This is a genomic window from Methylobacterium sp. P1-11 (genome assembly GCF_008329595.1).
Taxonomy (GTDB): Bacteria; Pseudomonadota; Alphaproteobacteria; order Rhizobiales; family Beijerinckiaceae; genus Methylobacterium.
On record NZ_NPKS01000008.1, the window covers coordinates 173,925 to 195,575 of the forward strand.

Annotated in this window: 21 protein-coding genes, 1 tRNA gene and 3 pseudogenes; 11 read left to right on the forward strand and 14 right to left on the reverse strand. The window is 68.6% G+C overall.

Annotated features, from left to right (window positions below):
- Nucleotides 1–40 precede the first annotated feature (40 nt).
- Both CIW48_RS10820 and CIW48_RS10825 read left to right on the forward strand, forming a co-directional pair.
- Nucleotides 41–325, forward strand: a complete 285-nt coding sequence (locus CIW48_RS10820; protein WP_149310790.1) for a hypothetical protein — start codon at nucleotides 41–43, stop codon at nucleotides 323–325.
- Nucleotides 326–389: 64 nt separating this feature from the next.
- The gene (locus CIW48_RS10825) at nucleotides 390–1,688 is read left to right on the forward strand and encodes an FAD-dependent oxidoreductase (RefSeq protein WP_149310791.1); all 1,299 of its coding nucleotides are present in this window, start codon (nucleotides 390–392) and stop codon (nucleotides 1,686–1,688) included.
- A gap of 22 nt (nucleotides 1,689–1,710) precedes the next feature.
- Here CIW48_RS10825 and CIW48_RS10830 read toward each other — a convergent pair whose 3' ends face one another.
- From CIW48_RS10830 to egtB, 3 genes are read right to left on the reverse strand one after another with little or no spacing between them, the layout of a single operon-like run.
- Nucleotides 1,711–2,775 carry an adenylate/guanylate cyclase domain-containing protein gene (locus tag CIW48_RS10830; RefSeq protein WP_149310792.1) on the reverse strand — a complete coding sequence of 355 codons (1,065 nt, stop codon included), beginning with the start codon at nucleotides 2,773–2,775 and terminating at the stop codon, nucleotides 1,711–1,713.
- A gap of 27 nt (nucleotides 2,776–2,802) precedes the next feature.
- Entirely contained in the window at nucleotides 2,803–3,777 is a 975-nt protein-coding gene (gene egtD / locus CIW48_RS10835) for an L-histidine N(alpha)-methyltransferase (protein ID WP_149310793.1), read from the reverse strand.
- A gap of 18 nt (nucleotides 3,778–3,795) precedes the next feature.
- Nucleotides 3,796–5,064 (reverse strand): ergothioneine biosynthesis protein EgtB, encoded by a 1,269-nt coding sequence (egtB, locus tag CIW48_RS10840; RefSeq protein WP_149310794.1) that lies wholly within the window; start codon nucleotides 5,062–5,064, stop codon nucleotides 3,796–3,798.
- A 274-nt stretch (nucleotides 5,065–5,338) separates the two neighbouring features.
- Here egtB and murI point away from each other — a divergent pair, with 274 nt between their 5' ends.
- Nucleotides 5,339–6,214, forward strand: coding sequence for a glutamate racemase (gene murI, locus CIW48_RS10845; protein ID WP_149310795.1), 876 nt, complete (start codon nucleotides 5,339–5,341; stop codon nucleotides 6,212–6,214).
- Between the two features lie 398 nt (nucleotides 6,215–6,612).
- Here murI and CIW48_RS10850 read toward each other — a convergent pair whose 3' ends face one another.
- Both CIW48_RS10850 and CIW48_RS10855 read right to left on the reverse strand, forming a co-directional pair.
- Complete coding sequence (locus CIW48_RS10850) at nucleotides 6,613–6,807, reverse strand: hypothetical protein (RefSeq protein WP_149310796.1); 195 nt, start codon at nucleotides 6,805–6,807, stop codon at nucleotides 6,613–6,615.
- 654 nt (nucleotides 6,808–7,461) lie between these two features.
- Nucleotides 7,462–7,674 carry a hypothetical protein gene (locus tag CIW48_RS10855; RefSeq protein ID WP_149310797.1) on the reverse strand — a complete coding sequence of 71 codons (213 nt, stop codon included), beginning with the start codon at nucleotides 7,672–7,674 and terminating at the stop codon, nucleotides 7,462–7,464.
- A gap of 250 nt (nucleotides 7,675–7,924) precedes the next feature.
- On the opposite strand from CIW48_RS10855, the gene CIW48_RS10860 reads away from it, so the two are divergent.
- The 4 genes from CIW48_RS10860 to CIW48_RS10875 all read left to right on the forward strand — a co-directional run bounded on the left by CIW48_RS10860 (nucleotide 7,925) and on the right by CIW48_RS10875 (nucleotide 10,283).
- Nucleotides 7,925–8,137 carry a hypothetical protein gene (locus CIW48_RS10860; RefSeq protein WP_149310798.1) on the forward strand — a complete coding sequence of 71 codons (213 nt, stop codon included), beginning with the start codon at nucleotides 7,925–7,927 and terminating at the stop codon, nucleotides 8,135–8,137.
- 106 nt (nucleotides 8,138–8,243) lie between these two features.
- Nucleotides 8,244–8,501 carry a hypothetical protein gene (locus tag CIW48_RS10865; protein WP_149310799.1) on the forward strand — a complete coding sequence of 86 codons (258 nt, stop codon included), beginning with the start codon at nucleotides 8,244–8,246 and terminating at the stop codon, nucleotides 8,499–8,501.
- A gap of 138 nt (nucleotides 8,502–8,639) precedes the next feature.
- A complete protein-coding gene (locus CIW48_RS10870) occupies nucleotides 8,640–9,281 on the forward strand; it encodes a DUF47 family protein (protein WP_149310800.1) in 642 nt (213 codons plus the stop codon).
- A 15-nt stretch (nucleotides 9,282–9,296) separates the two neighbouring features.
- Entirely contained in the window at nucleotides 9,297–10,283 is a 987-nt protein-coding gene (locus CIW48_RS10875; protein WP_149310801.1) for an inorganic phosphate transporter, read from the forward strand.
- 57 nt (nucleotides 10,284–10,340) lie between these two features.
- On the opposite strand, the gene CIW48_RS10880 is transcribed toward CIW48_RS10875, so the two are convergent.
- The 4 genes from CIW48_RS10880 to CIW48_RS10895 form a co-directional block, all read right to left on the reverse strand.
- The gene (locus CIW48_RS10880; protein WP_149310802.1) at nucleotides 10,341–10,676 is read right to left on the reverse strand and encodes a DUF3300 domain-containing protein; all 336 of its coding nucleotides are present in this window, start codon (nucleotides 10,674–10,676) and stop codon (nucleotides 10,341–10,343) included.
- A 70-nt stretch (nucleotides 10,677–10,746) separates the two neighbouring features.
- Nucleotides 10,747–11,010, reverse strand: a complete 264-nt coding sequence (locus CIW48_RS10885; protein WP_149310803.1) for a hypothetical protein — start codon at nucleotides 11,008–11,010, stop codon at nucleotides 10,747–10,749.
- A gap of 183 nt (nucleotides 11,011–11,193) precedes the next feature.
- Nucleotides 11,194–12,567 (reverse strand): ATP-binding protein, encoded by a 1,374-nt coding sequence (locus CIW48_RS10890; protein WP_149310804.1) that lies wholly within the window; start codon nucleotides 12,565–12,567, stop codon nucleotides 11,194–11,196.
- Nucleotides 12,567–13,301 carry a response regulator gene (locus tag CIW48_RS10895; RefSeq protein WP_149310805.1) on the reverse strand — a complete coding sequence of 245 codons (735 nt, stop codon included), beginning with the start codon at nucleotides 13,299–13,301 and terminating at the stop codon, nucleotides 12,567–12,569. Before CIW48_RS10895 ends, CIW48_RS10890 begins: the two co-directional genes overlap by 1 nt.
- Nucleotides 13,302–13,546: 245 nt before the next feature.
- Between CIW48_RS10895 and CIW48_RS10900 the strand changes: the two genes are divergently transcribed.
- Nucleotides 13,547–14,623: a tartrate dehydrogenase gene (locus tag CIW48_RS10900; RefSeq protein ID WP_149310806.1), complete on the forward strand. Its 1,077-nt coding sequence runs from the start codon at nucleotides 13,547–13,549 to the stop codon at nucleotides 14,621–14,623.
- A 56-nt stretch (nucleotides 14,624–14,679) separates the two neighbouring features.
- Here CIW48_RS10900 and CIW48_RS10905 read toward each other — a convergent pair whose 3' ends face one another.
- Both CIW48_RS10905 and CIW48_RS10910 read right to left on the reverse strand, forming a co-directional pair.
- Entirely contained in the window at nucleotides 14,680–15,735 is a 1,056-nt protein-coding gene (locus CIW48_RS10905) for a zinc ribbon domain-containing protein (protein ID WP_149310807.1), read from the reverse strand.
- Between the two features lie 221 nt (nucleotides 15,736–15,956).
- Nucleotides 15,957–16,283, reverse strand: a pseudogene (locus CIW48_RS10910) (DDE-type integrase/transposase/recombinase); the annotation flags it as partial.
- Between the two features lie 384 nt (nucleotides 16,284–16,667).
- On the opposite strand from CIW48_RS10910, the gene motA reads away from it, so the two are divergent.
- A complete protein-coding gene (motA, locus tag CIW48_RS10915; RefSeq protein WP_091780190.1) occupies nucleotides 16,668–17,531 on the forward strand; it encodes a flagellar motor stator protein MotA in 864 nt (287 codons plus the stop codon).
- A 22-nt stretch (nucleotides 17,532–17,553) separates the two neighbouring features.
- A complete protein-coding gene (locus CIW48_RS10920) occupies nucleotides 17,554–18,414 on the forward strand; it encodes a flagellar motor protein MotB (RefSeq protein ID WP_149310808.1) in 861 nt (286 codons plus the stop codon).
- Nucleotides 18,415–18,444: 30 nt separating this feature from the next.
- On the opposite strand, the pseudogene CIW48_RS33905 reads toward CIW48_RS10920, so the two are convergent.
- Nucleotides 18,445–19,035: pseudogene (locus CIW48_RS33905) on the reverse strand (transposase); the annotation flags it as partial.
- Here CIW48_RS33905 and CIW48_RS10930 point away from each other — a divergent pair.
- A pseudogene (locus CIW48_RS10930) lies at nucleotides 19,026–19,776 on the forward strand (IS3 family transposase); the annotation flags it as partial. The pseudogenes CIW48_RS33905 and CIW48_RS10930 sit on opposite strands and share 10 nt — an antisense overlap.
- A 149-nt stretch (nucleotides 19,777–19,925) precedes the next feature.
- On the opposite strand, the gene CIW48_RS10935 reads toward CIW48_RS10930, so the two are convergent.
- Together CIW48_RS10935 and leuC are read right to left on the reverse strand one after the other, a co-directional pair.
- A tRNA-Leu gene (locus CIW48_RS10935) sits at nucleotides 19,926–20,010 on the reverse strand.
- A gap of 67 nt (nucleotides 20,011–20,077) precedes the next feature.
- Nucleotides 20,078–21,490: a 3-isopropylmalate dehydratase large subunit gene (gene leuC, locus CIW48_RS10940; protein WP_091780196.1), complete on the reverse strand. Its 1,413-nt coding sequence runs from the start codon at nucleotides 21,488–21,490 to the stop codon at nucleotides 20,078–20,080.
- Between the last annotated feature and the right edge of the window lie 161 nt (nucleotides 21,491–21,651).

Below are 21,651 nucleotides of genomic sequence, written 5' to 3' on the forward strand. Positions count from 1 at the left end.
ACCGCCGCGACGCGTATGCGCCGCGGCGAGGAGGCGCCCCATGACTGACAATCTGCACGAGGGACCTCTGTCCCCCATCGCGCAGCCGGCGCCCGCCAAGAAGCTCACCCGCCGCGAGGAGCGGCGCCGGCGTCGCCAGCGGCGGCGGCGCGGCGAGGAGGTGCTCGCCTGGGTGCTCGTGCCGTTCATCTGCTTCGGCATCTACTGGGGCATTAACGCCGGCTTCGACTTCTTCGGCACCTCGCCGGGCCAGGTCTGGGACCAGCTGATGCAGGTCAAGGCCATGATGGAGAAGCGCTCGGGCAGCCAGGGCGCGCGCGGATAGCGCGCCGCCGCGCGCCCCGCGCGTAGAGGCCGACGCCTCCGGAGGGAGCCGCGCGGGCGCGCCCATGACACCGACTCGACGTTCGCTTCTCGCCGCTCCCCTCCTGGCGATGCCGGCCCTCCGGATCCGGGCCGGCAGCGGACCCGTGGTCGTCGTCGGCGCCGGGGCCGCCGGGCTCGCCGCTGCCGCTCTCCTGCGGGCGGCCGGACAAAACTTTACCCTGGTCGAGGCTCGAGAGCGGATCGGTGGCCGCGCCTTCACCGACCGCGCGCTCGGCGCCGCGTTCAGGTTCGATGCCGGCGCCGAGTACATCCACTGGGCCGAGCGCAATCCCTGGGCGCCCATCGCTCGGGCGGCCGAGTCGCACGTCGCTCGCGAGGATGGCTGGGCGCGCCGGCTCGTCGTCGACGGCCGTCCGGCCACCGCCTCGGAGGCGGCGCAGCGGCGTGCAGGCTTCTCCGGCCTCGACGCGCTCCTCGCCCCGAAGGGTGGCGATCCCTCCCTTGCGGAGGCGGCCCGGACCGGCGGTCCGGATGCCGCGACAGCCGCGGCCGGCCTGAGCAGGCTCTCCCTCGGCGAGGATCCCGAGCGGGTCTCGGCCGTCGACTACGACCGGCTCTGGTCCGGCTCGGACCTCTGGATCGACGGCTACGGCGACTTGGTGGCGCGGCATTTTGCCGATCTGCCGGTCAGCCTCGGCTGTCCCGTACGGAGGATCGACTGGTCGAGCCGCGAGGTCCTGGTCGACACCGCGCGGGGCACCCTCGCGGCCGCAGCGGCGATCGTCACGGTGCCGGTGGGCGTGCTGAAGGCCGGTGCCGTGGCGTTCACGCCGGACCTGCCGGACGCCGCCCGGACCGCGCTCGGCGGGCTGTCGATGGGCGCCTACACCAAGATCGGCCTGCGCCTTGATCCTGCGCTGCGCGACGCGGCCGCCCTCGGCGACGCGGTGTCGGTGGCGACAGGAGGCCCGACGATCTACTTCGAGATGCAGCCGTTCGGCCGGTCCCTGGCAGTGGCGAATCTCGGCGGCGATCTCGCTCGGGACCTGTGTCGGGCCGGCGAGGCGGCCGCCGCGGCGCTCGCCACCGAGCGCCTGGTCGCGATCCTCGGCGGCGATGCCCGAAGCGCCGTCCGGGCTGGGCGCCTCGCCGGCTGGTGGACGGATCCGTACGCCCGGGGCTCCTACTCCATCGTCGCCCCGGGCCACGCCGAGGCCCGGGAGCGCCTGCGCGAGCCGGTGGGCGAGCGGGTGTTCTTCGCCGGCGAGGCGCTGGCCGGCGGCGGCGCCATGACGGTCGGCGGCGCAACGCTCGACGGCGAGCGCGCCGCCCGGGCGGTGCTCAAGGCGCTGGGCGCCTGATCGCCCGGTCGCGGGGGCGGGCTCAGGCGGTCGCGGCGCGGCTCGGCAGCGGCCGCGCGGGCGCCGCGACGGCGACCCGGCGCCGGATCGCCGCCACGGCCAGGGGCTCGGCGCGGCCGCGCAGGGCGTGGGCGCCGAGATCCTCAGCCACGAGATCGTCCGGCAGCGGCCCCATCCGGGCGAGGAGGTCGGCCGAGACGAGCACGTCGACCCCCAGGGTCTTCGACAGGGCCTCCAGCCGGGCCGTCGTGTTCACGACGTCGCCGAAATACGCGATCTTGTGCCGCTCCAGCCCGATCTCGGCGGTCACCACCGGGCCGCAATGCAGCGCGGCGCGGAATTGCGGCACCTGCCCGAAGCGATCCTGCCAGCTCTCCGCCTCGGCGGCGAGCCGTTCCTGGAACGCGAAGACACAGCGCAGGCAGGCGGCGTCGCGCAGGCCGCGCTCCATCGTCCAGGTCACAAGCGCCAGGTCGCCGACATAGTCGTCGATCGAGCCGCGGGCGCGCGCCACCGGCAGCGCCAGGGCGTTGAAGACCTGCCCGAGATAGGCCTGCGCCGCCCGGTCGCCGTAGCGGTCGGCGAAGCGCGTCGACCCGGTCACGTCGAGGAAGAGGAAGATCCGCTCCTCGCTGATCGGCCGATGGTAGCGCCCGATCAGCAGGTTGGCGAAGACGCCGGGGCCGATCAGGTCGCGAACCCGGAACACGAACACCACCAGGGCCGAGATGCCGAGCGCGTAGAGCAGGCCGGATTGCGACATCAGCATCGCGTTCCGCTCGCTGTACATGAAGCGGAACAGCTGGTTCAGCACCGTGCTGGCGACGGCGTTCCCGACCACGATCAGCGCGATGTAGAGCGCCACCGTCGCGAGCAGGAACAGCGGCGTCGCGAGGCCACGAATGCGGTCGCGCAGGTGCGGCGCCAGCATCCGGCGTTCGTAGAGCAGGATCGGCGTGCCGATGATCGCGCCGCGGATCGCCGTGCCGGTCAGCGGGGCGATCCCGAAGATCGCCCCGTAGAGCAGCCCGGCAAGGGCGCCGAGGCCCGGCGCCACCAGCAGGAACCAGCGCGGGCTGAAACGCATGGGTCGCGTCCCCTGCCCGGCCGTCCCTCAGTCCAGCCGGAGCGCGTGGACCGAGAACAGCTGCTCCGGGTCCGTCCAGACCGTCAGCCACGTCCAGCCCGCCCGCTCGGTGAGCGCCCGGAACGTGGCCGGCGTGTACTTGTAGCTGCTCTCGGTGTGGATCGTCTCCCCCGCCAGGAAGGCGAAGGTGTCGGCGCCGACCCGCACGGCCTGTGCGTCTCGGGAGACGAGATGCATCTCGATCCGCGAGGCGTCGGCGTTGAACACCGCCCGGTGACTGAACGCGTCGGGTTCGAAACGGCCGGCGAGTTCCCGGTTGATCCGGGTCAGGAGGTTGAGGTTGAAGGCCGCCGTGACGCCCTGCGCGTCGTCGTAGGCGGTCTCCAGCACCGCCGCGTCCTTCACGAGGTCGACGCCGACGATCATGTGGGCGCCCGGCCCCAGGATCCGCCCGAACCGGCGCAGCAGCGCCTCGGCCTCGTGCGGGTCGAAATTGCCGATGGTCGAGCCGGGAAAGAACCCGGCGCGCGGCAGGCCGTCCAGACTCCCCGGCAGGTCAAAGTCGCGGGTGAAGTCGGCCACCACCGGTTCGACCCGCAGGTCCGGGAAGTCGCCCTGCAGAGCCTCTGCCTGCCCGCGCAGGAATTCGCCCGAGACGTCCACCGGCACGTAGGCCGCGAGCGTGTGGAGGTGATGCAGGAGCCGGCGGAGCTTGACGGTCGAGCCGCTGCCGAACTCCACCAGCGCCGCGTGCTCCGGCAGCAGCGCGGCAATCTCGGGACCGCAGGCGTCGAGGATGCCGATCTCCGTGCGCGTCGGGTAGTATTCCGGAAGCTGCGTGATCTCCTCGAACAGCGCGGACCCGGCCTCGTCGTAGAAGTATTTCGGCGACAGGACCTTCTGGGGCTTCGAGAGTCCCGCGCGGACATCGTCGAGGAAGCTCAGCGGCGGCGCCTCCAGCGTGACCGGTGTCGCGTCGGTGAAGGTGGGCTTGATGGTCAAGGGCGGCTCCAGGGCGCGTCAGGCGGCATCGGCGAGGCGCAGGCCCGTGAACTGCCAGCGCTGGTGCGGATAGAAGAAGTTGCGGTACGGCAGCCTTGCATGGCCGTCGGGGGTCGCCACCGACGAGCCGCGCAGCACGAACTGGTTGGCCATGAACTTGCCGTTGTACTCGCCGAGCGCCCCCGGGAGCGGCCGGTAGCCCGGATAGGGGACGTAGGCGCTGCGGGTCCATTGCCAGACGAGGCCGAAGGCGTCCGGCAGGCCGCCGTCGCGGGCAGCGACCTCCCACTCGAACTCGGTCGGCAGGAAGCGGCCGGCCCAGCGTGCGTAGGCGTCCGCCTCGTAGTAGCTGATATGGGTGACGGGGGCGTCAAGATCCACCGGGCGCTCGCCGCCCAGCGTCATGGTCGCCCACCCCTCCCCGTCGCGGCGCCAGTAGCCGGGGGCCTCCCAGCCCTCCGCCGACCCGGCATACCAGCCGTCCGAGAGCCACAGTTCCGGCTTGGCGTAGCCGCCATCCTCCATGAAGGCGAGCCACTGCCGGTTGGTCACGAGCGCCCGGTCGAGCCGGCCGGCCGGGATCAGCGTCTCGTGCCTCGGGGATTCGTTGTCGAACGAGAAACCCTCCCCCGCATGCCCGATCCAGGCGATCGCGCGGTCGAGGGTGACCTGCCCGGCCTGCGCCGCCGCCTTCGGGAATCGCCAGTCCGGGTCGTAGGCCGGGTTCAGCGGGTTCTGCGCGAAGGCGTGCAGGATGTCGGTGAGGAGGAGCTCCTGGTGCTGCTGCTCGTGGTAGAGGCCGATCTCCAGGATCGGCAGCACCGCCTCCAGGGCGCGCTCGGAGGCCTGCCGCAGAAGGGCCTCGACGGCGCGGTCGATATGGGCCCGGTAGGCGGCGACCTCCGCCATGGTCGGACGGGTGATCATGCCGCGCTGGATGCGCGGCTGACGGGGACCCGCCGCCACGTAGTACGAGTTGAACAGATAGTGCAGCCGCGCGTCGTAGATCGCGTAGCCCGGCAGGTGCTCCCGGAGCAGAAACTGCTCGAAGAACCACGTGACATGCGCCCGGTGCCACTTGGTCGGGCTGGCGTCGGCCATGGATTGGACTTGCTGGTCCTCCGGGGAGAGTGGCGTAGCGCGGCGCTCGGTCTCACTCCGGACCTGCCGGTAAGCGGCGATCCAGGCGGCCCGGTCGATCGGCCGGGCAGTCACGGGCGGCGGCGGGAAGGCCGATGCCTGGAGGGCGCGCGTCTCGTCCGGGCGCAGTGCGGCTGTTGCTGCCATGACGATGGTCCCCATTTTCAGGCCTGACCGAGAACCGTTTTCTCGACTACCGGCCGGCGCGCAAAAGATATGTCCCGGTGTTGGTCCGACAACCTCTGCAGGAGCGGTCTCTACGAGACGGGCTGTCGTGCAAGCGCCGGGGCTTATTCGCCGCGGCGACGCGAGGGTTAACGGAACGGGTTGGGGATTGCGGGTCTTTCTGTCGCCGCAGAGAGGTTGCCTTAACCCTCCCTGCCGAGATTTTGAGACGCTCTTTGAGGAGTCCAGGGTTCTCATGCGGATCGATCTGATGGCCGGGGCCAGCCTGTCCGCCGCAGCGCTGCGCAGTGTCGCCGATCCGACCATCCTAGTGTTCGACTCCGGGCTCGGCGGCCTCACCGTCCTCGACGCAATGCGGCGCGCCCGCCCGGATGCCCGATACGTCTACGTTGGCGACGACGCCGCCTTCCCCTACGGACGGCTCAGTGAGGCCACCCTCGTGGCCAGAGTGCTTGCCGTGATGGAGCGGCTGCTCGGGATCCACCGGCCGGATCTCGTGGTGATCGCCTGCAACACCGCCTCGACCCTGGTGCTGCCGGCGCTCCGGCAGCGCTTCACGACGCCCTTTGTGGGGGTGGTGCCGCCGATCAAGCCGGCCACCGAGGTGACGCGTTCCCGACTTGTGACCCTCCTGGCCACGCCTGGTACGGTGGCGCGCTCTTACACGAGCGACCTGATCGCGACGTATGCCGGTGCCTGCGCGGTCACGCGGGTCGGTTCGCAGAATCTCGCGGGCTTCGCAGAGGCCGAACTCGCCGGTGCTCCGGTTGACGACGTCACTCTCGCCGCGGAGATCGCGCCCTGCTTCGTCACGGAGGCGGATGGTCGACGCACCGACGTGATCTGCCTCGCCTGCACCCATTATCCCCTGCTGCTGCCGCGGCTGCGGGCCGTGGCCCCCTGGCCGGTAACCTGGATTGACCCCGCCCCCGCAATCGCTCGGCGGGTCGTTCAGCTGATCGGCCCGGTTCCTCGGGAGGCGGACTGGCACGGCTCCGCGCTCGGTGCCTTCACGGCTGGAACCTGCCTCACCAACGCCCTGCGAGCCGCCCTCGCGGCCCGGGGGATCGGCGAAGTTGCCGTCGAGTCGATTCCGCTTCCGATACAGTAGGCAGTTTGGAATCGCGGGGCACCCAAACGGCATCCCCTACTGACCGCGACGAGACAGAGCCGCCGGCGCTGACATTGGCTTAGGTCCTATTTCCTGTACGGGCTCAGGACGTCATGCGTGAGCCGTGTGCAGGTCCTGGGCATATCCGTGGATCTGGATCTTCGATTCCGCTGGCGGCCCCCGAAGGCTCGGCGGAGGCGGCTGCGATGAGTCCAGACAGAAGAAGGGGGTGAGATCCCGCGCGCGTCACATGAGATTGGCTCATCACGCCTACTCCCCGCGAAAAGACGGCACGTTACAGCGTCCGGGTATCGGTGCCCGTGCGATGGCGCGACACGTCTCGACCGGATCCAATGTCTGGGGCGACGCTTACGCACTGCGCCCGTGACGTTAGGCGCTCAGTTGAGGCGGTGCGCGGCGAGGCTCTGCGCGGCCGTCGGAACTTCGGATGCGTCGGCTTCGGTGGGAACGATCAGGTGGACGAACAGCATCCCGGCGGCGACGATCAGCGCCAGGGCGATGATGCGCCAGAGTTCCAGGATTGGCTCCTGAGCCGGCGCATCCTGATGCAGACTTCTCGTCTCGCTCGGCATTGCTTCCGCTTCCCTGCATCTCACCTCCCGGATCCGACACCGGGAGGATGAACGCTTCGTAAAACTCGTCCCCGATCGTCCCCTCCGAGCCTGCCCGCGACCGGAGACGCAGGATTCACCGTTAGGCTCGTCAACGCCGTCGCGAGGGCCGGCTTGACGACCAGCACGATCGGGACGCCGATCCGCGCGAGTTCGCATTGGAATGGGGCCGGAGAGGGACGAGCCCTGCGACGCGGGGTGCGGTGCCGCACCGGGCGACGGTTCGGCTAAGCAAACTCCGAGGGCGTTCGCGCGGTAGAACCACACCCGTTTCCGATGCGACCTGTGGCGCGAAGGTACGAGCGCCGTCGGCTCGGACGATCCGACGTGCCCGCTCAGGAACCTGTCTCACCTTTGGTCTTTGGGCAGACGCAATGCACCCGCTCTACCCTGTCATCCGGGGCCGCATGGCGAAGCCGGGATCCAGACGCCACGTGGCGCCAATGCCCGCCTCCGAAATGCCCCGGATCCGACCTCGCCAGCGGCGTCCGAGCCAGACCGCCGGTACGACGCGGGATTGAAGAGGTGCCCGAAGGGTCCAAGGGGCGATTGCGGGTCCGGGCAAGCCACACTGCAAATCATGCTGCAGCAAAGCCGTTTCGGGCACGCGGCCGCTCAGGCGGCGACCGGAAGGGCCGCCACCTCGCAGCTGTCCGCGCGCAGGCGCCAATCGGCGACCCGCGCACCGGCGCAGAGCAGAGCCTTGGCCTGCCAGACCGCCGACACGTCGGACGGCGCGCCGACCAGAATCGCCCACTCTCGGATCCGGTGATCGTGGCCGGAATCGTCCGCCACGGTCCGGTAGAAGGTTACGCGATAGAAGCGCATTATTCGGGCTCCGCTTCGACGAAGGGATCGTCGGAGACCGGAGCGCGGCGCGCATTGATCCCGCGCAAGGACAGCCTGCAGCCTGCCGTCATCCGCTGCGGGTGCATCGGCGCTGCGAAATCAGATGTCGATAGATGGATACAGCGTGATACCGGCCATTGATCACATTCGGCAGTATGGTCTAGCTTATACTGTGATCATCCGCGGCTCTATAATCCGCCTGCGGCGGGCGCCGGTTCGGGAGTGCCTGATGTTCGAGAGCGTGTTCTGGGGCGCAGTGCTCGTCGCGTTGATCGGGGCGGCGGCGATGGTCGCGATCGGTTCCAGCGTTCAACCGCGCCTCAGCCGCAGGAACGAGGCGGATCCGCGCCTTTCCGATGCCCGCAGGATGTTTGGGCGCAAGCGGCGCCGGGCGCGTCCGCCTCGGGCGATGCGGCGCCTCGGCCCGCTTTCGCTGCGGTAACAGCCGCTCCACCAAAGACGTACATCTTCCGCCCCAGGCCTGCGTGGTAGCCTCAAACCGACTGCGGAAGTGCAGTGTTCATGCCGTGCTGGAGGGTTCGGTACTGATGAGTGTGCGTCAGATTTGTGATCAGGTGCGGATCGCCGAGCAGGCCTTCACCGCCGCGCTCGGCAACATGAAGGCCGCCGGCCTGCGCGAGGCGCTGAGCTGCGAACTCCAAGAGATGGAGAACGCCGAGATCGAGGCCGGTCAGGACGCGGCCTCGGCGCGGTCGGCCTCGTGGAAGCGGGTCAAGATGTTGCACGGGCTCGGATACCCGGTGGATTTCGGCTGGCTTCACGCCTCCGCGGGGCAGGCTCGCTGAACCGGGCTTCGACCGGCCGGCGTCGCCCGCCGGTCGATTGTGCCCTGGGCTCCGGATCGGTGCGGTACCTTCGCCCGTTGTGCCTGCCGGGTGGTCTCCCACCTGGCCACTTCGCCGATCTCTCGACCCGGACACGACATGCTGGCTTGGTTTCGCGCCTTGATGCCGCGGGAGGACCGGTTCTTCGACCTGTTCGAGCGTCACGCCGGCACACTTGAGGAGGGCGCCGCAGCCCTCCGAGCGCTCCTCGACGGCACACAGGCCGTTCCGGAAGCCTACGCGGCGATCGCGGCCCACGAGGATGCAGCGGACGCAATCACCCGGGAGGCGCTGCTGGCGGTCCGCCGGACTTTCATCACACCGTTCGACCGCGGTGACATCCAGGCCCTCGTCGGCTCCCTCGACGATGCGATCGACCAGATGCTCAAGACCGCCAAGGCGGTCCAACTGTTCGAGGTGACCACCTTCGAGCCGGCGATGCGCGAGATGGGGGCGGTCATCCAGGAGGCCGCGCAGGTTACCGCCGCGGCCCTGCCAAAGCTGCGGGCGCTCGGCGAGAACGCGGCCGCGCTGAACGGCCTGACCGAGCGCGTCATCGAGCTGGAGGGTCGCGCCGACGACCTGCACAATGACGGGTTGAAGGCCCTGTTCAAGGCATCGGGGCGGGACCCCATGGCCTTCCTCGTCGGGTCCGAACTCTACGGCCATCTGGAGAAGGTCATGGACCGGTTCGAGGACGTGGCGAACCAGATCAGCAGCATCGTCGTCGAACACGTCTGATCCGCAGGTCGCCGCGTGACGCTCCTCGTCGTCCTCATCATCCTCGCCCTGGTCTTCGACTTCCTGAACGGGCTGCACGATGCCGCGAATTCCATCGCCACCATCGTGTCAACGCGGGTGCTGGCGCCCCGCTACGCCGTGTTCTGGGCGGCATTCTTCAACTTCGTGGCCTTCCTGGTCTTCGGCCTCCACGTCGCCGGCACGGTGGGCTCGGGAATCATCGATGTCTCGGCCGTCGACGACCGGGTGATCCTGGGGGCGCTCGGCGGCGCGATTACGTGGAACCTGATCACGTGGTATGCCGGCATCCCGTCCTCCAGCTCCCACGCCCTGATCGGCGGCCTGCTCGGCGCCGGCATCGCCAAAGCGGGAATAGGGGTGATCGTCTGGCCTGGCGTCATCGCCACCAGCGCCGCCATCGTCCTTTCGCCCGCCCTCGGTTTCGCCCTCGGGCTTCTGCTGATGCTGGCGGTCTCGTGGATCTTCGTCCGCTCGACGCCGCACGCCGTGGACCGGCTGTTCCGGGGCCTGCAATTCGTCTCGGCGTCGCTTTACTCCCTCGGACACGGCGGCAACGACGCTCAGAAGACAATGGGGATCATCGCAGCCCTACTCTACGCCCATGGCGCGAGCGGGGCCTTCCACGTGCCGCTCTGGGTGGTGCTGTCCTGCCAGACTGCCATGGCACTCGGCACCCTTTTGGGCGGCTGGCGCATCGTCCACACGATGGGCTCGAAGATCACGCGCCTGTCGCCCATGCAAGGCTTCTGCGCCGAGACCGGCGGCGCCGCGACGCTGTTCGCCGCGACGGCCTTCGGCATCCCGGTCTCCACCACCCACACGATCACCGGCGCCATCGTCGGCGTCGGCGCGGCGCGCCGGGTCTCGGCGGTCCGCTGGAACGTCGCGCAGGGCATCGTGATCGCCTGGGTGATCACGATGCCGGCCGCGGCCCTGGTCGCGGCCCTGACCTACGCGGCATCGGGCTTGGTGCTGCCGTAGGGTGGGCCGTATTCCGGCTGCGACGCCCCGACGGGCGGGACCGGGTTCGACGCGGGGTCACCAGCGATGGTGCCATCCGCCGTGATGCCAGCCGCCGTGCCATCCGCCGTGATGCCAACCCCCATGCCATCCGACATGGCGGAAGCCGCCCCAGCGGTAGTCGCCGCGCCAGGCGAAACGGCGGTGCCAATGGTAGCCCGAGTGCCAGCGATAGCCGCCGACGCGCGGATAGACCGGGATGTAGACGAACGGTCGGTATCCGAGATTCGGCCGGCACCAACCGTAGATGTTGCGATGGAAACCCGGTCCGCAGCCGTCGCGCGCCTCGGCGCTCGAACCGGCCATCAGGACTCCAGCGGCGAGCGCCACGGGCATGACGAAGGTGCGGATCATGACTCAACTCCATGAGTGTCCGGCCTCGCGGCCGGATGAGGAACGAGGTGCGGTCAGGCAATGCGGCGCTTCAGTTGGGCCAGCAGCGGCGGCCGTAGGGACCGATGTGGAAGCCTGCCGGGCACGAGACGCCGCGAACATAGCCGCGCCACTGGCCGCCCGGACGGCAGCCGCCCCAGGGGCCACGATGCGCGTAGGGGCCGCAGCCGCCATAGACCTGGATGATCTGGGCGCCGTCGAAGCCGGTGGAGACCGCGTCCTGGACTAGCGGCAGCGCCGAGGCGGGGGCGGCGAGGCTGGCGAGGAGGGCGGCCGGAGCGAGAACCTTGAACATCGGTGATCTCCTTCTGCTCGATCGGGCAGGCGCGGCCTGTTGGCCGGCTGCCCCCGCCAAGACGGAGGATCCGCCGCGGCGTGTAAGCGAAGGTTCGTCCGCGCGCGCTTCCCCGATGTGACCGCGACGCGCCGTCCTGTAACGATATGTAACGGCCGGTTGCGCGCCCGTACCACCCGCCCTTCAGGGCAGGCTCGGTAGGATCACGACGAGACGCGCGCCGCCGCGCGCGCTGGCTTCCGCCACCACAGTGCCGCCATGGGCCTCCGCGATCTGCCGGCTGATGGCGAGGCCGAGGCCGGTTCCGCCGGTCTGCCGGCTCCGCGAACGCTCGACCCGGTAGTACGGGCTGAACACAGCCGTCCGCTCCGCCTCGGGAATGCCCGGGCCGTCATCCTCGACGACGATCCGGCAGATCGTCCCGGCCCGGCTCACCGCAACCGCCACCGAGGAGCGTCCGAACTTGACGGCGTTCCCGATCAGGTTGGCCACGACGCGGCGCAGGGCGACCGCGTCGCCTGCCACCGTGGCGTCCCGCACCTCCTCGCCGGTCAGGCTGATGGTGGCGCCCTGGGCGGCGTGCTCGGCTACCTCGACGGCGACCAGATCAGCGAGATCGACGGGCGCGCGGGTCGCCTCGACTGCGGTACCGCGGGCAAACCCCAGGGAGGTCTCGATCAGCTCGGTCATGGCGTCGAGATCCGCCACGATCTTCTCCCGGAGCGCCGGCTCGGCCACCCCTTCGGCACGCAGGCGCAGCCGAGTCAGGTAGGTCTTCAGGTCGTGCGAGATCGCCCCGATGAGCAATGAGCGCTCGGCCATGAGGCCGGCGATCCGCTCCTGCATGCCCTGCACCGCCTGCGCGAGGCGCCGAATCTCGGGGGCACCACGCGGAGCGCTCACCTGTTCCGGGGCGCGGCCGTCGAAGCGGGAGACGGCGTCGGTGAGGCGCCGCAGCGGGGCGAGTTCGTGGCGCGTGCCGACCAGCACGAGACCCGCCGCCGCGGCGCCGAGCACCGCCACCCAGAGGCTCAGCGGCTGGCCGAACAGCCACGGCATGAGCGAGCGGTGACGTTCGGCCGCCGTGATCACCGCGAACCGGCCGTCGGGCAGCCGGTAGGTCGCCATTGCGAGGCGTCCGACCGGTCCGGTCCGCTCCGCCTTGTCGATGTTGGCCGGGTCGACGCCGCGGCGCAGCAGGGCGGTGTCGGTGTAGGCCTGGACGCGATCGGCCGGCTCGGTCGTCATTTGGCGAAGCCGGGTTTCGAGCCGGGGCTCGCGGATCAGGTCGGCCGTATCGGGCGGCACATCGATGATCTCAGCGCGCAGCGCCTCACCGCTCACCGCCTTCAGGATGGCCATTCTCTGGGCCGGATCCGCGTCGCGCAGCAGCGTCATGATGCCGGCGGCCTGATCGACGCGCGGGAAGCGCGAGCCGGAGGGCCAACGCTCCTGCCGGCGTTGCCAGTGATCCACGGCCACCGTGGCGAGGACGAGCAGGGAGAGCGCTCCCAGCAGGAGCAGCATGATCCGCCCGAGTAGCCCAACGCGGCCCATCACGCCGTTCCGGAGCGGACCGGCGCAGCCAGAATGTAGCCGGCATTGCGCACGGTCTTGAGCAGGGCAGCGGTCCGGCTGCCCGAAGCGTCGAGCTTGTGCCGGAGGCGGCTGACCTGAACGTCGATGGTGCGGTCGAAGGCGTCGGCGGTCCGGCCGCGGGTCCAGTCGAGGAGCTGGTCGCGCGAGAGCACCCGCTGCGGCCGGGTGACGAAGCAGTGGAGCAGGTCGTACTCGGCGCTGGTCAGCGGGATCTCGGCGGCCGGATCACCCGTGGTCACCGTGCGGGCCGCCAGATCGACAACGAGATCGGCGATACTCACGCGTTCGGGCGCGGCCCCGGCGCCTGGCACGGCGGTGCCGTGGGCCCGTCGCAGGACGGCGCGGATCCGGGCCAGCAGGACCCGCGGGTTGAACGGCTTCGAAACGTAATCGTCGGCTCCCATCTCCAGGCCGAGGACCCGGTCGATGTCCTCGGCCTTCGCGGTGAGCATGACGATGGGTGGCCCACCGGATTGGCGCAGGCGGCGGCAGATGGACAGGCCGTCCTCGCCCGGCAGCATCCAGTCGAGGACGACGAGGTCCGGTTGGGCCCCTGATCCGAGCAGCCGGTCGAGGCCGGCGGCGCCGTCGAGGGCGACGATGCGAAACCCTTCGCCCTCCAGATAGCCGGCGAGCAGGGTACGAATTTCGGCATCGTCCTCGACGATGGCGATGGTGGTGCCCTCGTGCATGGGGCGAGCATAGGGACGGCCGCCGGGACGGCAACGCGAAATTGCACCGTGTCACAAAACGTTACATGGGCTTTCGAGCGCGGCCGGGCCGTCCCCTCGGAGGCACGGCGGAGTTGCCGGCGGCCCAGCCTCAGTGACGAGGGCGCTGCCGATCCGGGGCCCCGGCGGAAAGCCGGCCGATGGTCGCTCGTCTCGACGCAACCGGCTGCGGCGCCAGATCTCCCCGACAGGCTCGGAGATCCATCATGAAGACCTATACCATCGCGGCCATTCCGGCGGACGGCATCGGCGTAGAGGTCATCGCCGCCGGCATCGAGGCGCTCGACGTCCTCGCCGAGAAGGCCGGAACGTTCCGGTTCCGCTTCGACCGGTTCGATTGGGGCTCGGATCATTACAAGTCGCACGGGGTGATGATGCCGGCCGACGGCCGCGACCAGATCCGGAATCACGACGCGATCTTCTTCGGCGCCGTTGGCGCGCCGGACGTGCCCGATCACATCACGCTCTGGGGCTTGCGCCTCGCCATCTGCCAGCCCTTCGACCAGTACGCCAATGTCCGGCCGACGCGAATCCTGCCGGGCATCACCAGCCCGCTGCGCAACGTCTCGGGTCCGGAACTCGACTGGGTGATCGTCCGCGAGAATTCGGAGGGCGAGTATGCGGGCGTCGGCGGCCGGGTTCATCAGGGTCATCCGAACGAGGTCGCCACCGACGTCTCGATGATGACCCGATCAGGGGTCGACCGGATCATCCGCTACGCCTTCGCGTTGGCCCGCACCCGGCCGCGCAAGCTGCTCACGGTCGTCACAAAGTCCAACGCCCAGCGGTACGCCATGGTGATGTGGGACGAGATCGCGGCGGAGGTCGCCCGGGACTTTCCTGACGTGACCTGGGACAAGATGCTGGTCGACGCCATGACCATGCGCATGGTCACCAAGCCCAAGACCCTCGACACGATCGTGGCGACGAACCTGCACGCCGACATCCTGTCCGACCTCGCGGCGGCGCTCGCCGGTTCGCTGGGCATCGCGCCGACCGCCAACATCAATCCGGAGCGGACCTTCCCGTCGATGTTCGAGCCGATCCATGGCTCGGCCTTCGACATTGCCGGCAAGGGCATCGCCAACCCAATCGCAACCTTCTGGACGGCGTGCCAGATGTTGGAGCACCTCGGCGAGAAGTCGGCGGCCGACCGGTTGATGCGCGCGGTCGAGCGGGTCACCGCCGATCCGAACCTTCACACCCCCGATCTGGGTGGGCGGGCGACGACGCGGCAGGTCACCGATGCGGTCATCGCGGCGATCCGGGGCGACAACGCCTGAGGGGCGCAAACCGTCGATCCGCTGCGCGATGATCCATTCCGTTGATGGCGCGCCCGCTATGGGATCGGGGTCGCGAGATCCGGGCTCGGGGTTCCGCAGGCTCTGCAGAAGCGCTCGAAGGTGCTCTTGCGCTGCGCGCAGGCTGGGCAATGCGCGAAGATGCCCAACCCGCAATGGGGGCAGAAATTCGTGCCCGCGTCGTCGAGGGCGATCGGCCGCTCGCAGCCGGGGCAGGCCTTCTTGGCGAGACGCGCCAGGGCTTGGTCGGTGGCGATCTCAGTGCGCCTCTCCGCGTCCGGACGCGCCTCCACCGCGGCCTGCCGCGTACGGTAGGCGTGCAGCGCGTTGATCGCCGCACGGCCCGCCACCAGCGTGACGATCACGCCGACACCGTACTGCACGTAGCCGCCATAACTCGGCATATATGGCACGAGTTCGACGAAGAAGGCGAAGGCCGCCGCCAGTGCGAAGCCCCAGACGAAGGGCCAGTTGCGGGTGTGACGGCGCTTTAGCAGGAGCCATCCGGCAAGGGCCAGCAGCGGTAGCGTCAGGGCGAGCCGGTAGGCAAAGACGCGCAGCTCCTGGCCGCGCTCGGCCGCATCGAGCCGCTTCTGGGCCACCGCCCGCAGATCGTTGTCCACCCGCAGCTGCGCCGCCTCACGATCCGACAGGGCGAGGCCCGTCCGCGCCAGGGCCGCGAGGCGCTCCTCGATGGTGCGCTCGGCGGCTTTGAGCGCGTCGAGCTGCTGCGTGCGTGCGATCAGGCCGGGATCCTGGTCGACCCGCTGCGTGGCGTCCCGGGTCTTCAGCCAGTTGGAGAAGGTTTCGCGCGCGCCCTCGGACGCGGACTGAGCGGCCTCGAGGGCGAGCTGGTCCTGCTCGACCTGCCGGCGATTGTCGTCCTGCTCCCGACGGATCTGCTTGAGGGCCTCAGCCGACGACGTCCCCTGGTCGGTGTCGAGGAATTGGTCGAGGGTGTAGCGGTGCTCCACCTGGGGTAAATCGCCGACGACGAGCGATCCCAGACCGATGAGGAACCACGCGAAGAGCAGTGCGACGAGCCACAGTGCCAGCGTGAACCAGCGTTCGGAGAGCCTTGAACCGGAACGCACGTGAATCGACCTCGCCGAGAACCCAAGCGGAGCCTTATACCGCGCAGCGTGCATCGGGCCAGGTGAGTCGATCTGGCGGCGGGAGCATCGGGTCCGCGTGCGCCGAACCGATCAGGTTGGGAACTCGGGTGAGCCGCCCAGGACGCCCGCACCCTGGAAACAACAAAGCCCGCCAATATATCGGCGGGCTGCTGTGAGGTCTTTGGTGCCCAGGAAAGAAGTGAAGGAATCCCATGCAGCAGGTGCTTGATGACGTAGCGGGTTAGGGCCCGAGGTAGCATTCCCTGATCACGGCTATCAGCGATGGATGGCGGGTACGGACCAGCATCATCCGTGCCGATGCGATCTGGGGCGAGGTGGGGCTTATCCTGGAGCACTTTGCGGCCCAAGCGCTTGGCGGCACCGAGATCGCGGCTGGCCGTGAGCAGGATGTCGAACGCCTCGCTGTGCTTGTCGATGGCGCGGTTTACGGCGGCCTGGAAGTGCCGGCGCCGGAGGTCGCCGCGAGCGTCTCGCTTCAGCTTGAGAGCAAGCGCGTTCAGGATCATCGGCCGGCTCCGGTGATGGAGCGGCAAGCTCGGCGGCTATGCCTACGACCCGTGAAAGCCGGGCCGATCGCGTTTGCGACACCCTCCCCCGCATCGCGGAGCGCCCCTTAGAACTTGCCCGGGTCGACCATGGACAGGGCCTGCTGCAGCGAGATCGGCCGGCCTCTGGCGATCCAGGCATTCCGGGCGCCATCTCCCCATACCGCCGAGCGGCTGCGGCGACCTTCACTTCAGGTCACACCCACTCCACCAAATGCCGGGACTGAGAATCATATAATCCTCCGGCCGCTGCTCTAAACGCGCCGTTAACCAAGATCAGTGATTTGCCAGATCATTGGTAGCTTCGCGCGGGCTGTACCTTCCGCCGCGCAAGGATGGCAAATTATGCGGCTGATCGTCGGCACATTGATCGTCTTCGCCTGCGTCTTCGGCAGCTACGCGGCGATGGGTGGCCACTTGGTGGTCCTTTGGCAGCCGTTCGAGTTTGTCATCATCCTCGGAGCAGCGATCGGTGCCTTCATCATCGGCAATACCGGGCCGGTGCTCAAGGCCGTGCCCGCCATGCTGGGCACGCTGGTGAAGGGCCCCAAATACAACCAGCAATCCTATGTCGAACTGCTTGGAATGCAATATTCACTGTACAAGCTTGCCAAGCAGAAGGGTTCGATGGCGCTCGAGCCGCACATTGAAGATCCGAGCCAGTCGACGCTGTTCAACGCCTTTCCGACCTTTGCAGCAAACCATCACGCGGTCGAGTTCGTCTGCGATTACATGCGTATGGTGACGCTGGGCGCTAACAACGTCCACGAGATAGACGCTCTCATGGATGAGGAACTTGAGACGCACCACCAGGAGCAGGAGCGTGTCGTTTCGGCCATGCAGTCGCTCGCCGACGGAACACCGGCGCTCGGCATCGTCGCCGCCGTACTCGGCGTTATCAAGACGATGGGAGCGATCAAAGAGCCGCCGGAGGTGCTGGGACATCTGATCGGCGGCGCGCTCGTAGGCACCTTCTTTGGCGTTTTCGTCGCCTATGGCTTCTTCGGGCCCATGGCGCAGTCGCTCAAGAGCCTCTTCGAGGCCGAATCCAAATACTACCTATCACTCAAGGCTGGCCTGCTCGCCCACATTGCCGGGCAGCCGCCGGTAATGGCGGTGGAATTTGCCCGCAAGTCTCTGATGAGCGACGTCCGCCCGACCTTCAACGAAGTGGAAGCGGCAACCGCCGCTCTTCCCGCCCAGAATTGACCCGATATCCGGCAGGGATGCGATGACCACGATCATCATCAAGAAGGTCAAGAAGGCCGCCCACGCGCATCACGGCGGGGCCTGGAAGATCGCCTATGCGGACTTCGTGACCGCCATGATGGCGTTCTTTCTGCTGATGTGGCTGATCAGCATGACGACGCAGGAGCAGAAGATCGGCTTGGCGGAATACTTCTCGCCGGCGGCTTTAAGTCCTGCGACCAGTGGCGCTGGCGGAATACTGTACGGCTCCGCCCTAGACACTTCAGGCAACAAGCCATCCACCCCCCGCGACGCGGAGAGGGGCTCTGCCGAGCGGGAGGACAGAGCGCGCCAAACTAGTCCGGGCCGCGCCAGCGATCTCGATGCCAGCCGCCCGGCCGCCAGCGTGGAGGCCAACTACAGCGCCATAGCCAGCCTCCGGCAGGCGCTCCAGACGATGCCCGACATTGCCGAGCTGTCGCGTAACATCGTGATCGAGCCGACCAAGGAGGGCGTGAACGTTTCCCTCGTGGACCAGGACGGCCGCTCCATGTTCCGCGAAGGCTCTGTCGAAGCCTACGACCGCACCCGTCGCGTGCTGGAGGCGCTCGCGCCCGCCCTGCGGCGGCTGCCCAACCGCCTGTCCATAACCGGCTACACGGCCGCCACGCGCCCAGGCTTGGCGCGGGCTGTCGAACCCTGGAACCTCTCCGCCGGGCGTGCGCTCGCCGTGCGCGAGATCCTGTCGGGTGCCGGGGTTCCCAACGACAACTTCGCTTCCGTGGTGGGACGCGCCGACACCGAGCCGGTTTTCCCCGACAATCCCTACCTCGCGCCGAACCGCCGGGTGACGATCACTCTGCTGAATGCGAGCCCGCCAGTGCCCCCGAACCTTCTTCGCTGACGACGATAAGCCTCGTCCCTGCCGTTTACCCCGCTCGAAGTGGTGCGCCCACACACCTCGCAGCGCGGCGACCGCGGGCAAAGCAGCGGACAACGGTGGCGCATCCGCATCGTTCGGGGCGACGTGTAGGCGATAGCCATCCGCCACGACGTGGAGGACGCAAGCCTCGCGCTTCGCGCCGGTCTCCGGCAGGCGCGTTTCCTCACCCGTTGATCGGAGCGTGAGTGCCACTCAGGCACGGCGAAAGCACGCAGCCAAGCCTGGGCGACTGTCGCGACGGCATTGAGGGTCGTGTGCAGGGTCTCGGCCAGAAGCTCGACCCGGCTGACATCGCGCACTGCCGCGCGCACGCGCGTGCTGTCGGTGCGCTGACGGCCGTGCACCTCAAGCAAGCCTTGATCGCGCGGTATCGAGGATGCGGGCCGGCAAGCGTTCGCTGGCCGCGTGCTGCAAGATCCAGCCTAGGAACTCGCACAGGAGGCTGTGGTCGGAGCCGGGATCGATGAGGTCGAGCGCCAGCAGGTACTTCCAGTCGATCTGAGCCCGGACTGGCTCGGCGGCCTCGCGAGCGCTCAGGCTTTCGCGGAGCTGAATCAGCGTGGCGAGGCCAGACGCCAGTTGACGCCCTCCCATCTCTTTGATCCGGCCTGAGTGCGAGGTTTCCGGTTTTGTGAGATCCTGATGGGAGGAGTAGAGCCGTGAAGATATTCTACCGCTGGAAGAAGCTCTACGGTGGCTTGGGGACGGGCGAAGTGCGACGGCTGAGGCAGCTTGAAGACGAGAACCGCAAGCTCAAGCAGCTCGTGGCCGATCTGAGCCTCGACAAGCACATGCTGCAGGACGTGCTCGCAAAAAAGCTCTGACGCCTGCTCGGCGACGCGAGCTCGTGCACCAGGTTCAGGAGGCGCACGGGGTGAGTGAGCGGCGCAGCTGCGTTGCGCTCGGCGTCGGCTGGTCGAGCATCCGCTCCCGCTCGACCAAACCCGATCAGTCACCGCCGCGGATGCGCATCTGCGACCTGGCCAAGAGCCGGGTGCGCTACGGCTATTTCCCGATCTACATCCTGCTGCGCCGAGAGGGCTGGCGGGTGAACCATAAAAGGGTCCACCGCCTCTACCGGGACGAGGGCCTCAGCCTGCGGCTCATGCGACCGCGCCGGCATGTCGCGCAGCACAGCGGGAGCGTCAGCCTGCGGCACTCCGGCCGAACGAGCGCTGGTCGATGGACTTCGTATCCGACGCACTGTTCGATGGCCGCCGGCTGCGAGCCCTGACCGTCGTCGATGCGTTCACACGCGAAGCTCTGGCGATCGAGGTCGACCAGGGCATCAAGGGCGAGCAGGTCGTCGCCCGCTTGGCACTCTTTCGGAAAAGCGCAACCTACACGCGGACGCCCAACCGGGCTTGGATGGCCCGTGAAGCGCGAAGAACCCCCGCACCCTCAGCTCAAGAGTCCCACCCCTCAGAAACGACAAAGCCCGCCAATGCTTTGGCGGGCTGCTGTCAGGCATTTGGTGCCCAGGAAAGGACTCGAACCTTCACCTCTCGCGAGACTGGTACCTGAAACCAGCGCGTCTACCAATTCCGCCACCTGGGCTCGCCGTCGGCCACTGGCCGGCGACGGCTCCGTTTAGGCAACGGAGCCGTCGCCGTCAATCGGGATTTCAGCCCTGCGGCCACTCCCGGATGTCGACGAAGCGTCCGGCCACCGCCGCGGCGGCCGCCATGGCCGGGGACACGAGGTGCGTGCGCCCACGCGGCCCCTGACGGCCCTCGAAGTTGCGGTTCGATGTCGAGGCGCAGCGCTCGCCCGGACGCAGCTTGTCCGGGTTCATGCCGAGGCACATGGAGCAGCCCGGCTCGCGCCAGTCGAAGCCCGCCGCCTTCAGGATCTTGTCGAGACCCTCGGCCTCCGCCTGCGCCTTCACGAGCCCGGAGCCCGGCACGATCATCGCCGACACGCCGTCATGCACCTTGCGGTCACCGACGACCCGCGCGACCTCGCGAAGATCCTCGATGCGACCGTTGGTGCAGGAGCCGATGAAGATCCGGTCCAGGGTGATGTCGGTGATCCGGGTGCCCGGCGTCAGGCCCATATAGGCGAGCGCCTTCTCCTTGGACTGCCGCTTGTTCTCGTCGGCGATCTCGGACGGATCCGGCACGCGGCCCTGGATCGAGATCACGTCCTCGGGGCTCGTCCCCCAGCTCACCAGCGGCGGTAGATTGGCCGCGTCGAGGCGCACCTCGCGGTCGAAATGCGCGCCCGCATCGGTGACGAGGCTCTCCCAGTAGCGGCGGGCCGCGTCGAAGGCCGCGCCCTTCGGCGCCTTCGGGCGGTCCTTCACATAGGCGAAGGTCGTCGCGTCGGGGGCGACCATGCCGGCACGGGCCCCGCCCTCGATCGACATGTTGCAGATCGTCATCCGGCCCTCCATCGAGAGGGCGCGGATCGCCTCGCCGGCATACTCGATGACGTGGCCGGTGCCGCCGGCGGTCCCGATCTCGCCGATGATCGCCAGGATGATGTCCTTCGCGGTCACGCCGGGCGGCAGCGTGCCATCGACGGAGACGCGCATGTTCCTGGCCTTGCGCTGCACCAGTGTCTGGGTGGCGAGCACGTGCTCGACCTCCGAGGTGCCGATACCGTGGGCCAGCGCTCCGAACGCACCGTGCGTCGAGGTGTGGGAATCGCCGCAGACGATCGTCTGGCCGGGCAGCGTGAAGCCCTGCTCAGGTCCGATGATGTGGACGATGCCCTGGCGTCGGTCGAGTGCGTCGTAGAACTCGATGCCGAAGTCGCGCACGTTCTCGGCGAGCGCCTCGAGCTGCGTGCGGCTCTCGGGATCGTCGATGCCCTGCGAGCGGTCCGAGGTCTGGACGTTGTGGTCCACGACGGCCAGCGTCTTCTCCGGATGGCGCACCTTGCGGCCGGCCACGCGGAGACCCTCGAACGCCTGCGGACTCGTCACCTCGTGTACGAGGTGCCGGTCGATGTAGAGGAGGCTGGAGCCGTCCGGCTGGACATCGACGACGTGGTCGTCCCAAATCTTGTCGTAGAGGGTGCGCGGGCTGGTCATCGGTCTTCGTCTTCGGCGAATGGGATCGGTGCAGAACTCTCGCGATGATGCGTGATCCTTAGTAGGCATCGCGCGCGGTTTTCGAAAGAGGCGAGCCCTGTGCCGGTCGATTGGCCGCCCGGCTGATCCGTGCGGGTGTCACCAAGGTGTCATCGCCGGTG

Bases quoted from the DNA above. Each gene is read 5' to 3' on its own strand.
- CIW48_RS10820 (WP_149310790.1), top strand. From the start codon at position 41: ATGACTGACAATCTGCACGAGGGACCTCTGTCCCCCATCGCGCAGCCG.
- CIW48_RS10825 (WP_149310791.1), top strand. From the start codon at position 390: ATGACACCGACTCGACGTTCGCTTCTCGCCGCTCCCCTCCTGGCGATG.
- CIW48_RS10830 (WP_149310792.1), bottom strand. From the start codon at position 2,775: ATGCGTTTCAGCCCGCGCTGGTTCCTGCTGGTGGCGCCGGGCCTCGGC.
- egtB (WP_149310794.1), bottom strand. From the start codon at position 5,064: ATGGCAGCAACAGCCGCACTGCGCCCGGACGAGACGCGCGCCCTCCAG.
- murI (WP_149310795.1), top strand. From the start codon at position 5,339: ATGCGGATCGATCTGATGGCCGGGGCCAGCCTGTCCGCCGCAGCGCTG.
- CIW48_RS10850 (WP_149310796.1), bottom strand. From the start codon at position 6,807: ATGCCGAGCGAGACGAGAAGTCTGCATCAGGATGCGCCGGCTCAGGAG.
- CIW48_RS10855 (WP_149310797.1), bottom strand. From the start codon at position 7,674: ATGCGCTTCTATCGCGTAACCTTCTACCGGACCGTGGCGGACGATTCC.
- CIW48_RS10860 (WP_149310798.1), top strand. From the start codon at position 7,925: ATGTTCGAGAGCGTGTTCTGGGGCGCAGTGCTCGTCGCGTTGATCGGG.
- CIW48_RS10865 (WP_149310799.1), top strand. From the start codon at position 8,244: ATGAGTGTGCGTCAGATTTGTGATCAGGTGCGGATCGCCGAGCAGGCC.
- CIW48_RS10870 (WP_149310800.1), top strand. From the start codon at position 8,640: ATGCTGGCTTGGTTTCGCGCCTTGATGCCGCGGGAGGACCGGTTCTTC.
- CIW48_RS10880 (WP_149310802.1), bottom strand. From the start codon at position 10,676: ATGATCCGCACCTTCGTCATGCCCGTGGCGCTCGCCGCTGGAGTCCTG.
- CIW48_RS10885 (WP_149310803.1), bottom strand. From the start codon at position 11,010: ATGTTCAAGGTTCTCGCTCCGGCCGCCCTCCTCGCCAGCCTCGCCGCC.
- CIW48_RS10890 (WP_149310804.1), bottom strand. From the start codon at position 12,567: ATGGGCCGCGTTGGGCTACTCGGGCGGATCATGCTGCTCCTGCTGGGA.
- CIW48_RS10895 (WP_149310805.1), bottom strand. From the start codon at position 13,301: ATGCACGAGGGCACCACCATCGCCATCGTCGAGGACGATGCCGAAATT.
- CIW48_RS10900 (WP_149310806.1), top strand. From the start codon at position 13,547: ATGAAGACCTATACCATCGCGGCCATTCCGGCGGACGGCATCGGCGTA.
- motA (WP_091780190.1), top strand. From the start codon at position 16,668: ATGCGGCTGATCGTCGGCACATTGATCGTCTTCGCCTGCGTCTTCGGC.
- CIW48_RS10920 (WP_149310808.1), top strand. From the start codon at position 17,554: ATGACCACGATCATCATCAAGAAGGTCAAGAAGGCCGCCCACGCGCAT.
- leuC (WP_091780196.1), bottom strand. From the start codon at position 21,490: ATGACCAGCCCGCGCACCCTCTACGACAAGATTTGGGACGACCACGTC.